This is a genomic window from Paraburkholderia sabiae, assembly GCF_030412785.1.
GTDB lineage: Bacteria > Pseudomonadota > Gammaproteobacteria > Burkholderiales > Burkholderiaceae > Paraburkholderia > Paraburkholderia sabiae.
Genome location: NZ_CP125295.1, coordinates 2,131,667 through 2,146,194, shown reverse-complemented (window position 1 = coordinate 2,146,194; position 14,528 = coordinate 2,131,667). Strand labels below are relative to the sequence as shown.

16 protein-coding genes are annotated in these 14,528 nt (G+C 61.7%); 6 read left to right on the top strand and 10 right to left on the bottom strand.

Features of this window, described 5'->3' with window-relative positions; all coding sequences use genetic code 11:
- Nucleotides 1-14 precede the first annotated feature (14 nt).
- Both QEN71_RS09600 and QEN71_RS09595 read right to left on the bottom strand, forming a co-directional pair.
- Nucleotides 15-1,541, bottom strand: coding sequence for an amidase (locus tag QEN71_RS09600; protein ID WP_201649275.1), 1,527 nt, complete (start codon nt 1,539-1,541; stop codon nt 15-17).
- Between the two features lie 28 nt (nt 1,542-1,569).
- Nucleotides 1,570-2,856 (bottom strand): MFS transporter, encoded by a 1,287-nt coding sequence (locus tag QEN71_RS09595; RefSeq protein WP_201649276.1) that lies wholly within the window; start codon nt 2,854-2,856, stop codon nt 1,570-1,572.
- Nucleotides 2,857-2,978: 122 nt separating this feature from the next.
- Here QEN71_RS09595 and QEN71_RS09590 point away from each other — a divergent pair, with 122 nt between their 5' ends.
- The 4 genes from QEN71_RS09590 to QEN71_RS09575 all read left to right on the top strand — a co-directional run bounded on the left by QEN71_RS09590 (nt 2,979) and on the right by QEN71_RS09575 (nt 5,760).
- The gene (locus QEN71_RS09590) at nt 2,979-3,623 is read left to right on the top strand and encodes a helix-turn-helix domain-containing protein (RefSeq protein ID WP_201649277.1); all 645 of its coding nucleotides are present in this window, start codon (nt 2,979-2,981) and stop codon (nt 3,621-3,623) included.
- A 60-nt stretch (nt 3,624-3,683) separates the two neighbouring features.
- Complete coding sequence (locus tag QEN71_RS09585; protein ID WP_201649278.1) at nt 3,684-4,079, top strand: ester cyclase; 396 nt, start codon at nt 3,684-3,686, stop codon at nt 4,077-4,079.
- A 100-nt stretch (nt 4,080-4,179) separates the two neighbouring features.
- Nucleotides 4,180-4,839: a M24 family metallopeptidase gene (locus tag QEN71_RS09580; RefSeq protein ID WP_201649279.1), complete on the top strand. Its 660-nt coding sequence runs from the start codon at nt 4,180-4,182 to the stop codon at nt 4,837-4,839.
- 6 nt (nt 4,840-4,845) lie between these two features.
- Nucleotides 4,846-5,760 carry a LysR family transcriptional regulator gene (locus QEN71_RS09575; protein ID WP_201649280.1) on the top strand — a complete coding sequence of 305 codons (915 nt, stop codon included), beginning with the start codon at nt 4,846-4,848 and terminating at the stop codon, nt 5,758-5,760.
- Nucleotides 5,761-5,849: 89 nt separating this feature from the next.
- Here QEN71_RS09575 and QEN71_RS09570 read toward each other — a convergent pair whose 3' ends face one another.
- The 3 genes from QEN71_RS09570 to QEN71_RS09560 form a co-directional block, all read right to left on the bottom strand.
- A complete protein-coding gene (locus QEN71_RS09570; protein WP_201649281.1) occupies nt 5,850-6,347 on the bottom strand; it encodes a VOC family protein in 498 nt (165 codons plus the stop codon).
- A complete protein-coding gene (locus tag QEN71_RS09565) occupies nt 6,344-7,207 on the bottom strand; it encodes an alpha/beta fold hydrolase (protein WP_201649282.1) in 864 nt (287 codons plus the stop codon). The genes QEN71_RS09570 and QEN71_RS09565 overlap by 4 nt, the downstream gene beginning before the upstream one ends.
- A gap of 291 nt (nt 7,208-7,498) precedes the next feature.
- Entirely contained in the window at nt 7,499-7,849 is a 351-nt protein-coding gene (locus QEN71_RS09560) for a putative quinol monooxygenase (protein ID WP_201649283.1), read from the bottom strand.
- Nucleotides 7,850-8,101: 252 nt separating this feature from the next.
- On the opposite strand from QEN71_RS09560, the gene QEN71_RS09555 reads away from it, so the two are divergent.
- Complete coding sequence (locus QEN71_RS09555) at nt 8,102-8,683, top strand: TetR/AcrR family transcriptional regulator (protein WP_201649284.1); 582 nt, start codon at nt 8,102-8,104, stop codon at nt 8,681-8,683.
- Nucleotides 8,684-8,709: 26 nt separating this feature from the next.
- Here the strand turns inward: QEN71_RS09555 and QEN71_RS09550 are convergent, their stop codons facing one another.
- The 5 genes from QEN71_RS09550 to QEN71_RS09530 all read right to left on the bottom strand — a co-directional run bounded on the left by QEN71_RS09550 (nt 8,710) and on the right by QEN71_RS09530 (nt 13,724).
- Complete coding sequence (locus QEN71_RS09550) at nt 8,710-9,513, bottom strand: family 1 encapsulin nanocompartment shell protein (protein ID WP_201649285.1); 804 nt, start codon at nt 9,511-9,513, stop codon at nt 8,710-8,712.
- Nucleotides 9,506-10,573 carry a Dyp-type peroxidase gene (locus QEN71_RS09545; protein WP_201649286.1) on the bottom strand — a complete coding sequence of 356 codons (1,068 nt, stop codon included), beginning with the start codon at nt 10,571-10,573 and terminating at the stop codon, nt 9,506-9,508. The genes QEN71_RS09550 and QEN71_RS09545 overlap by 8 nt, the downstream gene beginning before the upstream one ends.
- A gap of 282 nt (nt 10,574-10,855) precedes the next feature.
- Complete coding sequence (gene fae, locus QEN71_RS09540; RefSeq protein WP_201649287.1) at nt 10,856-11,389, bottom strand: formaldehyde-activating enzyme; 534 nt, start codon at nt 11,387-11,389, stop codon at nt 10,856-10,858.
- Between the two features lie 270 nt (nt 11,390-11,659).
- Nucleotides 11,660-12,790, bottom strand: a complete 1,131-nt coding sequence (locus tag QEN71_RS09535; RefSeq protein WP_201649288.1) for a porin — start codon at nt 12,788-12,790, stop codon at nt 11,660-11,662.
- Between the two features lie 325 nt (nt 12,791-13,115).
- A complete protein-coding gene (locus tag QEN71_RS09530) occupies nt 13,116-13,724 on the bottom strand; it encodes a methyltransferase family protein (protein ID WP_201649289.1) in 609 nt (202 codons plus the stop codon).
- Between the two features lie 247 nt (nt 13,725-13,971).
- On the opposite strand from QEN71_RS09530, the gene QEN71_RS09525 reads away from it, so the two are divergent.
- The gene (locus QEN71_RS09525; RefSeq protein ID WP_201649290.1) at nt 13,972-14,523 is read left to right on the top strand and encodes a 4-hydroxylaminobenzoate lyase; all 552 of its coding nucleotides are present in this window, start codon (nt 13,972-13,974) and stop codon (nt 14,521-14,523) included.
- Nucleotides 14,524-14,528 lie beyond the last annotated feature (5 nt).

Below are 14,528 nucleotides of genomic sequence, written 5' to 3'. Positions count from 1 at the left end.
ATGTTCTCAGTGAGTTAGACGGATGACATGCCGGCCTGCGCTTCGCCCGTCGATTCGAAAATGGGCGGCGCGGTGACGATCGACTTCAATGCCGGGTTCGGTTGTGTGAGCTTCGACAGATCGGGACGCGGACGGCGCAACGCCGGGTCTTTATCGAAAGCCTGTTCCATCGCGCGCGCGACGGCCAGCGTTTTCAGATCGCCATGAAACGGCCCGACGATCTGCAAGCCGAACGGCATGCCTGCGTGATCGACACCACACGGCAACGACAATGCGGGATGCGTCGTCAGCGTGACCACGTAAGTCAGCGCGAGCCATCGATAGTAATTCTCCTGCGCGCGTCCGTTGATCTGCGCGGCATACAGTTCGCGCCACGGGAACGGAGAAACAGGCGTGGTCGGCGAAAGGATCACGTCGTAATTCTCGAACGCGGCCTGGAAGCGTCGGAAAATCCGCGTCTGCTCAGACTGCGCCCATGCGCTGTCGGCAAGCGACATCGCGGCGCCCATTTCGTAGTTCGTGCGCGTGTTCGGGCCGAGCGCGCCGGGGTCGCGCGCATAGGCATCGCGCAGACCCGCGACGAAGCTCTCCGCGCGGATCACATCGAAAGAGCGGTGCGCATCGCCGAGATCGAACGCGATGGGCTCGCACGTATGGACGAGCGGCGCGAGCGCGGCCATGCGCGAGCGGAAGAGGGCGCGGATATCGTCGTCGACGTCGCAGCAGCCGAAGTCTTCCGTGTAGCCGATGCGCAGCGTCGACAGATCGAACGCGGGCAAGGTCGCGAAGCTCAACGGGTCGACTTCATAGCTGAGCGGATCGCCCGTCGACAGACCTGCCGTTGCAGCAAGTTGCAGCGCGGTTTCGTCGACGTCGCGGCCCATCGGACCGACGACGGAAATCGGCGTCCAGCCGAGCAGCCGGCGCGAATTCGGCACGAGTCCCGCCGAAGGCCGGAAGCCGACCACACCGCATTTCGATGCCGGAATGCGCAGCGAGCCGCCCGTGTCCGAGCCGGTGCAGACGGGCAGCATGTCGCAAGCCAGCGCAGCCGCTGAGCCGCCCGACGAACCGCCCGCGTTCAGTTCGGTATCGAAGGGATTGCCCGTCGCGCCCCACACCGGGTTGCGCGTATTCGCGCCCGCGCCGAGTTCGGGCACATTGGTCTTGCCGACGAGAATTGCGCCCGCCGCGCGCAGCCGCTCGACCAGCACGACATCGCGCGACGGCACATGGCCTCGCGACATCGGCGAGCCGTACGTGGTGAGAAGGCCCGCCGTGTCCTCAAGATCCTTTACGCCAAGCGGCAGACCGTGCAGCAAACCGAGCGGCGCGCCGTCGAGCACCTTGCGCTCGGCCGCTTTCGCGGCCTCGCGCGCGGCGTCGTAGCAGGTGGCCGTGATCGCATTGACGGCGGGATTGATGGCTTCGATCCGCTCGATGCAGGCGTCGAGCAGTTCGACGGGCGAAATCTCTTTCGCGCCGATCATGCGGCGCAATTCGACGGCGTTTTTGCTGACGAGGTCGTCGTGACTAGACATGGTTGAAGTCCCTGAATCCGTTTGAAGGTCAGTTGAGCGCCTCGCCCGTGCGGTCGCGCAGCCAGATCACGGGCACGAGCGACACCGCGCAGGCCGCCGCGACATACCACGCGGGCGCAAGCGGGTTTCCCGTCAGCGCGACCAGCCAACTCGCGACGAACGGCGAAAAGCCGCCGAAGAACGACGCGCTCACCACATAGGTTAGCGCGATGCCCGTCGCGCGCACATGTTTCGGGAACAGCTCGGGGATCATCACGAGCACGGGCACGATCTGTCCGGCGACGAACACTGCGAGAAAAGCAGACACAGCGCACAGCATGAACGCAGACGGTTGCGCCGACAACCACGCGAACGCGGGATAGACCGTCAGCAGCAGAATGACACGCGACGTGACCAGCACGCGCTTGCGGCTGAAGCGGTCGGCGAGCTTGCCCGCGATCGGCGCCGCGACGAACAGCACGAGCGAACTGATCACGCCCGACGCGACAGATGCCGTCGACGACAGATGCAGTGTGCGCACCGCATGACTCGGCAGAAAGAACGCGGTGATGTAGACGGACACCGAGCCGCCGAGTTCGGCGAACGTGCCGAGAATCGTCAGCTTGAGGTGCGTGGTGAGCGCCGCTTTCAACGCGCCACGGCGATGCGTGCCGGCGGACGACGCATCGCTGAGCGTCTCTTCGAGGCGTCGGCGGATCAGCATGCCGACGGGCGCCGCGACGATGCCGAGCACGAACGGAATGCGCCAGCCCCACGCGAGCACGGCGTCTTTCGGCAGCGTCACGTTGACGAGCGTCGCGACAGCCGCGCCGAGCGCGAGGCCGAGTGCGGTGGCCGCGAAGTTCCAGCTGGCGAAGAACGCGCGCGTCGAGTTCGACGCATATTCGACGAGCAATGTCGTGCCGGGTCCGAACTCGCCACCCGCCGCAAAGCCCTGAATCAGCCGCGCCGTGAGCACAATGAACGGCGCGGCCATGCCCACCATCGCGTAGGTCGGCGCGCAGGCGATCAGCGCGCAACTCAGCGCCATCAACATGATGGTCAGCACCATCGCTTTCTTGCGGCCCGCGCGATCCGCATAAGCGCCGATCACGATGCCGCCCAAAGGCCGCACGACGAAGCCGACGCCGAACACCCCGATCGATAGCAGGAACTGGTTCACAGGCGACGCAGACGGAAAGAACAGTTGCCCGATCTGGATCGCGAAGAAGCTGTAGATCGTGAAGTCGTAGAACTCCAGCGCCGTGCCGAGCGTCGTCGCGGCGATCACCTGGGTCTTCGACAAACCGGCTTTTTCCAATGCAAGCGTTGACACGGCGACCGCTCCTTGATGAACAGACGGGAACTAACGAGAGACTGGCTTCGATGCGAGTTATCATATACGAGAAAAAATAAATTCTCGTATACGACAAAACCCTCGTTATCCAGAGTTCCGACATGGCCAGATCCGCAGCGCGCAACGAGCCCGCGTCCACCGAAGCGTCGTCCCAGATCGATCATCAGGCGGTCGGCGCGCGGCTGCGCGATGCGCGCAAGGCGCGCGGGCTGACGCTGATGCAGTTGTCGGAGCAGTCGGGGATTGCCGTATCGACGATCTCGAAGGCCGAGCGCGGCGATATCGCGCTGACCTACGACAAGTTCGCCGCGCTCGCGCATGCGCTGCAAGTCGAATTCGACGCGATCTTCGGGCGCACGAAGCGGGCGGCCGCGAGTCCCATCGTGCCGACCTTCACGGCGTCGGGCGAGCAGATGATCTACGACACGCCCAACTACGAATACGGGATGCTCGCCAACGACCTGACGGGCAAACGCATGGTGCCGATGCGCGCGCATGTGCGGGCGCGCAAGCTCAGCGATTTTCCCGACTATATCCGTCATAGCGGCGAGGAGTTCGTGTTTCTGTTGAATGGCTCGCTGGAACTGCGCTTCGAGACAGGCGCGGTGTTTCAGCTGAAACCGGGCGACAGCCTGTACTTCGACAGCGCCGTGGGTCACGTGTACCTGAGCACGAGCAAGAATCCCGCCGAAGTGCTCGTGTGCTGCGTGGATAGCGACGCGCAGCGGCCCGCCGACGCGATCTGAACGCGCCACGCGACGCAGGTAACATGGCGGCTTGTGCCATCACACGCGAGGGCGTTCGTCATGAGCGGGATCGACCTTGCGGAGACGTATCGAGGCTACATCGACTGTCTGAACCGGCAGGACTGGGCGAACCTCGCGCAGTTCGTCGATGACGACGTCGTCTACAACGGTGTGCGGATCGGCTTGTCCGGCTATCGCGCGATGCTGGAGCGTGACTTTCGCGAGATTCCCGATCTTCATTTCGACATCGCGCTGCTCGTTGCAGAGCCGTCGTTGATTGCGAGCCGGCTGCAATTTCATTGCTCGCCTAAAGGGACTTTTCTTGGGCTCGCTGTCGACGGAAAGAAGGTTTCGTTTGCCGAGAACGTGTTTTATCAGTTTCGCGGCGGGAAGATTGGCGAGGTGTGGTCGGTGATTGATAAAGCGGCAATCGAGGCACAGCTTTCGTCGGCATGACCCGGATGACTACGACATCCGCTTCAAACGCGATATATTCGCGTATGCATATCGACTGCAAATTTGACATTTGCATGCAACGACGACAAGGACATACACGTTGAACACGACACGCAAGGAAGCCGTCGGCGAGCATTACTCGCTGGACGCGATGCAGCACGCCAGAACCATGACGTGGAAAGCCGTCGACGCCATCGCGGCCGAGGTGCGGCCGGGCATGGCCGAGTCGGAGGCGAACGCGCTGGCGCTGCGCATCCTCAAGGATCTCGGCATGGACCGTATCTGGCATCCCGTGCTGGTCCGTTTCGGCGAGAACACGCTGCGCACCTTCAAGGAGCGATCGAACGGCGATCCCGTGCTCGCGGACAACGACATTTTCTTCATCGATCTGGGCGCCGTGTGGGCAAAGCACGAAGGCGACGCGGGCGCCACGTTTGTCTGCGGCGACGATGAAGACATGCATGCGTGCGCCGAGGCCGCGCGCACGATCTATGACGAAGTCGAACAGCACTGGCGCACCACAGGCTGTGCGGGCATCGCGTTGTACGACTACGCGGCGCAGCGGGCCAATGCGCACGGCGTTCGTCTGAACGTCGACATCAAGGGCCATCGCGTGAGCGATTTTCCTCACGCCATCTACAGAGCAGGCGATCTCGGTGACTTCGATGGCAAACCCGCCGGCGGTCTGTGGATTCTGGAGATCCAGATCGCGCATCCGACGCGGCCATTCGGCGCGTTCTACGAAGATCTTCTGGTCTGAGCGCCGATGTTCATCCGCCAGCTCGATTACCTCGTCACGTTGGCGCGAGAAAAGCATTTCGCGCGTGCCGCCGATGCATGCCATGTCTCGCAGCCGGCCTTGTCGTCAGCGATTCGCGCGCTCGAATCGGAACTCGGGCTGACGATCGTCAATCGCGGACGGCGCTTCGTCGGCTTCACGGAAGACGGCGAGCGCGTGCTCGGCTGGGCGCGGCAGACGCTCGCGACGTTGCAGAACATGCGCCAGGATGCGTTCGCAGCGCAGGATCGCCTCGTCGGCAAGCTGCGCGTCGGCGCGATACCGACGGTGATTCCCGTCGCTTCGCGCGTGCTCGCGCCGTGTCTGCACGAACATCCGCATATTCGCTATGACGTGCAGTCGCTGAGTTCGGAGGCGATTCACCGGCAACTCGATGAACTCGAACTCGATATCGGCCTCACGTATCTGGACTCGGGTGTGCAGGCGGGCTTCACGGTGTTGCCGCTGTATCGCGAGCGCTCGATTCTGCTGTCACCGCCCGGCGACCACGCCGATCTCGTCGAAGGCGCGTGCAGCTGGCGCGAACTTTCCGGCTTGCCACTCGGCTTGCTGCCGCTCACGATGCAGAACCGTCAGGTGATCAACGCCGCGTTTCGCCGCGAACAGGTACAGGCGGAAGTGCGTATCGAATGCGACTCGCTGCTCGCGTTGTATGGGCAGGTGTTGCACGCGGGTATGTCGAGCATCTTTCCGCATAGCCTGCTAAGCGTGCTGCCCGCTGGCGACAACGTGCGGCGCGCGTTGCTGATGCCTGAACTGACGCGCGAAATCGGCCTTGTCGCGCGCAACCGCGAAGCGATGTCGCCGCTCGTCGCCGCGTTCTGGCGCTGCGCCGAAGGACTGCGGCTGCAGGATGAATTCGATGCGCTGCTGCCCGTCTGATCTCGCAACCGCGCTTCAAGGTCGCACAAGCGCTTCGTCTCCACGCGATGAAAAAGGCCACCTTCGCAGGTGGCCTTTTGTCGTTTCCTTCAGATCTCGCCGATAAGAACAGGCGGTTGCAAAAACTCCAGCGTCACGCCGTCCGGTCCGCGGACGTACACGAGTCTCAGGCCATCGCGTTCACCGCCCTCGACGCGTTGCGGCGCACCGACAGGATGCCATCCCGCTTCGCCGATCCGTTCGAGCAGCGCGTCGAGGTCGTCCACATACATGGCGATGTGGATGAAACCTGCGTCGCTGGCGCGTGCCTCGATGGTCTTGCGGTCGTCGGGCGAATGATATTGCAGCAGTTCGATCTGATGCCCATAACCTTCGACCATCGCGAGGCTCAGCGACGCGCCTTTCACGTCGACCAGATTCTCGATGAATGCGTCGTTGCCGAACTCCCATGTATAGAGATGGCGAAAGCCGAGCACATCCACCCAGAAATCCAGCGACTTTTGAAGCGATGACACGGTGATACCCGTGTGATCCACGCGAGACAGCGTGAACGCGCGCTTACGGCCGACGTCTGTCTGCGCGTTCATGCCCGCTCCCGACCCGTGCGTTTCCAGAACGCGAGCAGTTCTTGCGAAATGAACTCCGTTTTCTCCTCGAATACCCAGTGGCCGCTTGCTTCGATGACGCCACCGCTCACGTCGTTGGCAATCGCCTTCGCGCTATCGAACACGTGTGAGCCGAACGAATGGCTGCCGCCCCACGCGAGCATCGGCACAGTCAGCTTTTGCTTTGCAAGTTCTGCCGTCTGTTCGGCCATTTGCGGAATGTAGCCGTAGTGATTCAGGCTTGCGCGCAGGTTGCCCGGCTGCTTCATCTGCGTCACATAACGCTGCACTTCTTCTTCGGGAATCGCATCGGGGTTGTAGGCGAAATCGCGGAAAAAGTGACGCAGATATTGCTCTTCGCGACCTTCAACGAGAAAGCGCGTGATGTCCATATTCATGTGCATGCCGAGATGCCAGTAGGGGACGCGCGGATCGACATAACCGGGGACGTCGAGCCCAAAGAAGGGCGTTTCAATCGTCGATAGCGAAATGGCGCGCTTACCCGCCATGTAGGCCAGCGCCACCGACGGCGGCCCGCCGAGGTCATGACTCAGGATATGGAAGCGGTCGACGCCTTCGACGGCAAGCAGATCGAGCATGTCCTGCGCAATCGTCTTCGGCTCGTAGCCGGTGAACGGCTTGTCGCTATCCGCATAGCCGCGCAGATCGGGCACGATGAAACGGTACGCGCTGCCCGCTGCTTCGATGATGGGGAAAAATTCGCGGTGATTCTGCGGCCATCCGTGCATCGCGAGTACGACAGGGCCGGTGGGGTTGCCCGCCGTGATGTAGTGGAGCGTGATGCCATTCACTTTTGCGCGCTTGCTGGTCACTTGTTCCATGATCGTTCCTGTTGAATCAAAGTATCGAAGGAAATGTCGTGTACAGGTGTGGCCACGTGAGGCCGCGCTCAACACGACTCGACCCGACGCGATACCTGCTGTGCTCTGCGATGCCTGCATCGCGTCGTGTTGAAAACATTGTGGACCAATCGGTATCGAATGACATGCGTGAGTATCGATGAAAACGTTCGGGATCATCGAACGACTTTTTGCGGGGAATATCCGGACGGCAAAAACGAAGCGCGGTGGCAAGCCAAGGCTTGCCACCGCGCTCGTAACCCGCGGCGCGCCTCATGCGCCGCCGCTATCGCTCATCCGCCAGGCCGCTTTTCGTTCGTAGCCTTTGACCGGTTCCAGCCACTCGAAACGCCGCTCCGACTTCAACAGGCTCTTGAGCTTGCCTTCATATTCGACGCGATACGCTTTCTTCAGGTGATAGTCCTGAAAGTACTGCGCGCTGCACGCCCAGGTTTCATAGAGAACGAGCGTATCGGGATCCTCCGTCGAACGATGAAGGTAGGTGTTCACGAAATCCGGTTCATGCGACATTTCGTCGAGCACCTTCACGAGGCTCGAAAAGAGTTCATCGCGTGCTTCGGGCTTGCCGGGCAGATGAACGATGAAAGAAATAGCTTGAGACATGATGACACTCCGGGATGAGGGCGGGAAGTTGCAAAAACGACCGCTTCGGCGGCGCTCAACGCGATGCGCGTACCGATGGAGTAATTGTGGACCGGTTGGTGTCGAATGTCGTTCGAAGTTGTTGGCGATGACATTCGACCGGATCGAACGAAGATGAAGGGCATTTCCGGCAAACTTGCAGAACTGGATCGACACGGACCCGTTTTAGAGACCGGTTGGTCTACAATATCCTTTACACAGAGGAATCCGGAAATGGCACGTCCACGGGAGTTTGACGAAGAAGTCGTTCTCGAGCAGGCCTTGCATGTCTTCTGGGACAAAGGCTATGACTCGACGTCGCTAGCCGATCTCCAGGAAGCGACGGGGCTGACGAAATCCAGCCTCTACAAGGCATTCGAAAGCAAGGAAGGGCTGTTTCGGCGGGTGGTCGAGCGATACCATCGCGACCATCTCGGCTTTCGCGTCCAGGCGTTGGCGCAGCCGACGCCGAAGCGGATCGCCGAAGCGCTGCTCGACGGTATCGTCGATCTGCATACGGGAAAGAACACGCCGTCGGGTTGTCTGGTGACGTTGGCCGCGCTTGCGTGCAGCGCGGATGCGCGCGTGCTGGGCGACGAACTGTCCGAGAGCCGCAATGCTTTCGAGCGTCGGTTGCGTGCCCGCTTCGAATCTGTCAGGCAGGCAGGGCCGCTGCCGCCCGGCATGACGAGCAACGACGCGGCCGCTTTCGTCTCGACGTTGATTCAAGGGCTCGCTGTTCAGGCGCGCGGTGGCGCGACGCGTCGCCAGTTGCGGCTGCTGGTCGCCGCCGTGCTCAAAACCTGGCCGGACTAGCCGCGTCGCCCCGCTCGACGTTGAGCTTATTCCGTCGGGACCACCGACACCGACGCTTCGCTCGTCAGCATCAGGAAGGTCAGCGTCTCGCGCAGATAGAGACGCACCGTCGAGTCGGTATGGCTCTGGTAGCCAATCGACACGTCCTGGCCGAGATGCAGTTCGTAGTCGCCGCCGCGCATCGACACCACGCTGCCGCCTTCGAGCGCCGGCGCCCAGATGATCTCGCCATTCACGATCCGCTTGATGTGCTCGATCACGGGATAGCCCTGATCGCTTGCTTCGCCGAGCGCCGTGTACGCATCGGCGCCGAGCAGCACGGAGTAGGGACCGTCGACGCCCGCCAGCCGCAACTGTTGCAGTGCGCCGCCGATCGCGTTCGGATAGTCGGCGACGTCGGCGGGCAATGAGAGCGACGTGTTCGACGAGCCCTCGCGAATGCCGACGATGCCCGCCGCCTTGTAGCCGTCGAAAATCGCGCGGTCTTCGGCATACGCGAGTTCTTTCGCGGCGTCTTTTGCGGGCTGCCAGTCGGAATCGTTGGCGCCGCGTTCGACGGCGTCGATCGCATCGCGCGACAGTTCGAACGGCACCGTCAGCTGCACGAGCGCTTTCACTTCCGACAATTTCGCGCTCACGCCGTGATGCGGCGCGGCAATGTTCGACAGGTGTCCCGTGCCGACGCCGGACAGATCGGCGCCGCCGGGGCCCTTGACGTCGACCACGCGGCGGCCCGCGACGGAGCGCTTGAACGTGCGCGCCACTTCTTCTTCGATTTGCGACCAGGCTTCGCTGGAAATGGGGGCGAGCTCGCGATGCAGGTTATTCATATTGGGCTGTTCCTTTCAAAGAGCCGATATTCAGCGAGCCGCCAGCACGCGGCTCGGATGTAAGGGTGTCGGAAGGCGCGGCCGCGTTGGCGCTCTCGATCGAACTGTCGGGCTGCGGATCGCGCTCCGCGAGCGCTTCCAGCAGCGCCGCCGAGGGCACGAAAAACAGTCCGCCCGTCGCCGCACGGCTGTAGTCGAGCAGCCGGTCGTAGTTGCCCGGCGGGCGCCCGACGAACATGTTCTCCAGCATCTTCTCGATGGGATCGGGCGAGCGCGCATAGCCGATGAAATACGTGCCGAACTCGCCGGCACCCGGGCGGCCGAACGGCATGTTGTCGCGCAGGATCTTCACTTCCTGTCCGTTCTCGACGAGCGTCGTCAGCGAACTGTGCGAGCAGGTCGGCTTGACGGCATCGTCGAGTTCGATGTCCGACAGCTTCGTGCGGCCGATGATGCGTTCCTGCGTCTCCACCGACAGCGCGTTCCAGCCGTTCATGTCGTGGATGTACTTCTGCACGAGCACGTAGCTGCCTGCCGCGAATTCGGGGTCTTCGGCGCCGATCATCGTGAAGTCGACAACCTCGCGGCCCGTCGGATTCTCCGTGCCGTCGACGAAACCCACCATGCTGCGCAGATCGAAATAGCGGAAGCCTTGCACTTCGTCGACAACTGTCACCGCTTCACCGAGCCGGCCGACAAGCTGTGTCGCAAGTTCGAAGCACAGGTCCATCTGGTCCGCGCGGATGTGCAGCAGCATGTCGCCGGGCGTCGCGATCGCGCGGCGCTCGCTCGGGCCGAACTCGCGAAACGGATGAAGCTGCGCAGGGCGGGGCGCGCCGAAGAGCCTGTCCCATGCGTCGGAGGCGAAGCCGACCACACATGACAGGTTGCCGGACGGAACGCGCTTGCCGACCGAGCGTACGAGCGCGGCGACGTCTGCGCACCATGCGCGCACCGTGTCGGCGTGCGCGTCGCCGTCGACGAGCGTTGCGACGATGAAGATCGCGCTGCGCGTGATCGGCGCATCGACGGCTTGGGGTTCTGGAATGTCGTTGGGCATCGGACCGAGTCCTGTCGAAACCATTGCGGATACGTGAGTGCGGAAAAAGTGCCGGATAGGAGAGTACCGCGAACAGAAGGGTTTTGTCGTAGGAGGGGATCGCGAGCGCTTTGCGAAAGCGGCCTCACATCGGGCTGACATGAGCTTATGGTGCGCAATGCCGAGTTTTTATGCTTTTGCGGCGTGTGCGAGATGTCGGAAACGCACGATGCGGTATCGACAGCAAGCGGTGGCTCGTGCGGCTTGCTGTCGTTGTTGTGGGCCTGGGCAGCTGTACGCGGACTAGCTCCAGTCGTCCATATCGTGTTTGATCGTATGCCGGTTGGCGATGAGCGTTTCGACGCTCGGCTCGTTGTTCATCGCGCGCTGGATGGCGAGTTTGGTCGCCTCGTAATTCGTGCGGTACATGTCCTTCTTGTCGAGATTCGTGTCCGTCGCGCAGCGCGGATCGATCCACACCAGACTGACGATGCAAAGCTCGTTCGCCTGGTCTTTCGGCAAGATGCCTTCGGCCAGGCAATCGACGATCGCATCCGCCGTGGCCGATTGCACGACGCCGCCGAACAGCTCGATCGTGGTCATGTCCCGGAGCGTCACCTTGGGCACGATCATCGTCGCGGGCCGAACCATCTGGTTGCAGGCGCGGATGGCGAACATGGCCGTGTGTCCCTTGCTCTGCGCCATCATGTTCGCGAACGCATGGCCGACCGGGCCGTCGATGCGGCCGATCAGAATCTCGGGCATGGCGTCGGTCACCTGGCCGGGCGCGGCGAATACGGTCGCTTCGCCGGCGCGGAACGTCAAATCGTTACTCATCGTGAACCTCCTTTGATTGGGCGCGATGCCGGAAGGTCGATGAATGCAAGGGCGATGCCATTGCGCTGCGGACGCGGGCGGCGGGTTGAGATGCCGTTGACGCGTACGCAATGTGTCTCGGAGGCGTGACAGGTTGGATGCGTTTATTTGCGGATCGTATTTGACATAACATAAATTAGCGAGGTTTTAGATCTGGCTATTTTCAAATGTCGCGTTCCGTTGGCGCGCCGCCAGCGCCCGCCAACGATCCCGCAGCCGTGCCGCCAACCCTCAAAACATATGCCGAACCCCGACAATCGCGCCAAGCTGCCCAACGCCCGCGGCGGGCGTCGTTCCGCCGCCGCCAGCGCTGACCGAATAGCGGGCGTGCGCGCTGTTCCACAGATACGCGACGTTGCCGTACACGGCGGTTCGCTTCGACAGGAAGTACGTGGCGCGCAGGCTTGCCATCGTCGCACGAGCGTCCTGCTGTTCGACGATCACGCGATACGCTTCGCCATCGATGGCAAGCGTCGGCGTCACGTAATATTGCGCGCCCAGATAGAACAGATTGGAGCGCACGTCGCCGCCCGGTCCATTCGATTCCACGCGACGCCCGACCCATCCGCCGCCCAGTTTGACGCCCGCGAAGTTCACGTAGCCGTTCGCCTGAAGGCGCGCGTCCTTGTCGCCGGTGCCGGAAATCGGAAACGGCGCGACGCCGTCGAAGAAGTTCGCCGCGGCGTTGGTGCCGCCGCGTTGTTCGTCGTAGGCCGTCGCCACGCCAAAGTACGTGCTGTCGTACTTGAGCATCGCGCTCCATTCGCGGCATTGATTCACGTCGCCCGGCACCTGTCCGGCGCACGTCCCTTGTCCCGGCGAATTGCCCGTGCCCGTGCTGTCGCGTCCGAACGACCATGTCGCGCCGACCGTGAAGCCATAGAACTTGCCCTTGTAGGCAACCGTGTTGTCGCTTCTTGCGTTGGGCAGGAACGCGTCCAGCGCGCCGATACCGTAGATGTCCGGGCCGAGAATATCGGCGTCCGCCAACGCCCAATATGACATCGTGTACTGGCGACCAAACGTCAGTGCGCCCCACGGTCCTTCCAGACCGACGAGCGCCTGTCGTCCGAAGAGCCTCCCGCCTTGTCCCGAGTCGCCGCCTTTGAGATTGAAGCCGCTTTCGAGGATGAATACGGCCTTGAGTCGGCCGCCCAGGTCTTCCGCGCCGCGTATTCCCCAGCGCGAAGGCAGCTCGCCCGTGATGCCGGGCATCCGGATCACGTGATCGCCCGCCGCGTTTGCGTGGGAAACATATTCGATGCCCGTGTCCAGCACGCCATAGAGCGTGACGCTGCTTTGCGCAAATACCGTCGTGCTGAATAGCCCTGCCGTCAGCGCTGCCAACCTGCTGTATTTCATGGAGTCTCCTTAGCTTCGAATAATTAATTCGGACGACGAACAGATCGTCTCCGGATGAATGCATGTCGGGAGATTAGGGTTGGACGATAAAAGCAACAACGGGGAAAACCTCGACGCTGCGAAACCGGTCGATGCGACGATGCGAAGGCAGAAGGATGTTGCTACTCGGATTCGAGTGACAGCGTTGGAGAATCTTCTTTCGACAACGTATTACGCGGGACGAATCTACTGCGATCGAGCCAATACGTTCGCGTGAATGCACGGCAAACTCGAACTTGAAATGTATTCAAGCCCATATTGAACGACTCGAATTGCACGCAGCCGATCAGAGCCAACGTCGTACTCGCGCGCAGTATTCGGCGTAACGTTGCGCGTGCAAACGGAACATATGCTCTTCTTCGAACCTGACCTGAACCTGCACGAGCAACTCCGACATCGCCCAGATCGCAAACACGGGCCAGCTTCCCACGATAAGGAGTTGCCCGAGTATCGTCGCGCGAATGCCGAGATAAATCGGGTTGCGCGACAACGCGAACGGTCCCTTCGTGATCAGTTCAGTCGGCGTGCGGCTATCTACACCCATGCGCCACGCGCTGCCCATCGCGGCCTGCGAGCACACGACCCAGATCAACGCGATGGCCATGCAGGCGACGCCAATCCATCGAATGAACTCGTTATCGAGCAGGTTCGCGATCACAGATCCACGCTCACCTGTGAGCCCATAAAACGCGAGAAACAATCCGTCGATAACGGGAAGCCAGAAGTAGAAGCATCGAGCGACGAAATCGCGTGCCGACTGCTCGCGCGAAAACGACACGGCGTCGTGCCGGTTCGTTCGCGCGATCCATATGCGGCCCAATACAGCCGTTGCGCCGAACACGCCCGCATGAACGAGAGGAAGAAGTCGCCAGAAGATGGAATCGCCGAAATGCATAGCCTTGTCTAACCGCGTGATCTTTTGTGGTGCGCATGTTCTCACAAGAGACACGTTTCCGTACGGCTCGTCTCACGGCGTTCAAGGTGCACGATCGTAATGTGCATGACGTGCAGTATGGTGTTGCAGGAGTTTCGCTTTTTCGCGTGTCCTTGCTATGGCATCTTGAGATCGCCATGACGCACACCGAAACGCGTGCATGACGCAAGAACGCTGTGCAAGGCCATCACATCAAGGAGAAAGTGAAATGTCCGAAGCCCCTGTTGCGAGCACCAAAGATCAGCTTGTCGCACGTTGCCTGCCCTTCCTCAAGGAAGTGAAAGACATGACGACGGGCACCGACGTCGAACAATGGCTGAACACGAAGTACGGCGTCGATAGCGATCTGTACAAGGATCTCGCGCGCCTCATTACGCTCGGCGTCGAAGAAGGCTGGGCCGCCGATGTCGAAATCGCCGGCCCGAAGTATCGCCGCGCGCGGCTCGTCGCGCCTACAGCCGAAACGTTCTATTTCAGCATCACGGCCGTGTTGATCGACAGCACCGGCAACACGCAGAGCAACCCGGAAGATGCGTTTCGCGGCGACTATCACTCGCATCCGTATGGCGAGTTCAATATGGTCGTGCCGCTCAACGAAGGCGCAGCGCTCGCGGGTCCGAACGGCTGGTGCTATGGCGGCTGGACCGCGCCTGCGCCTGGAAGCCATCACTTTCCGGAGGCAAAAGGCGGTGCAGTGATCGCCCTGTTCTTCCTGCCGTCGGGACGTATTGCATACGACGTCAAGCCGCCCGTTCAATGAAACAA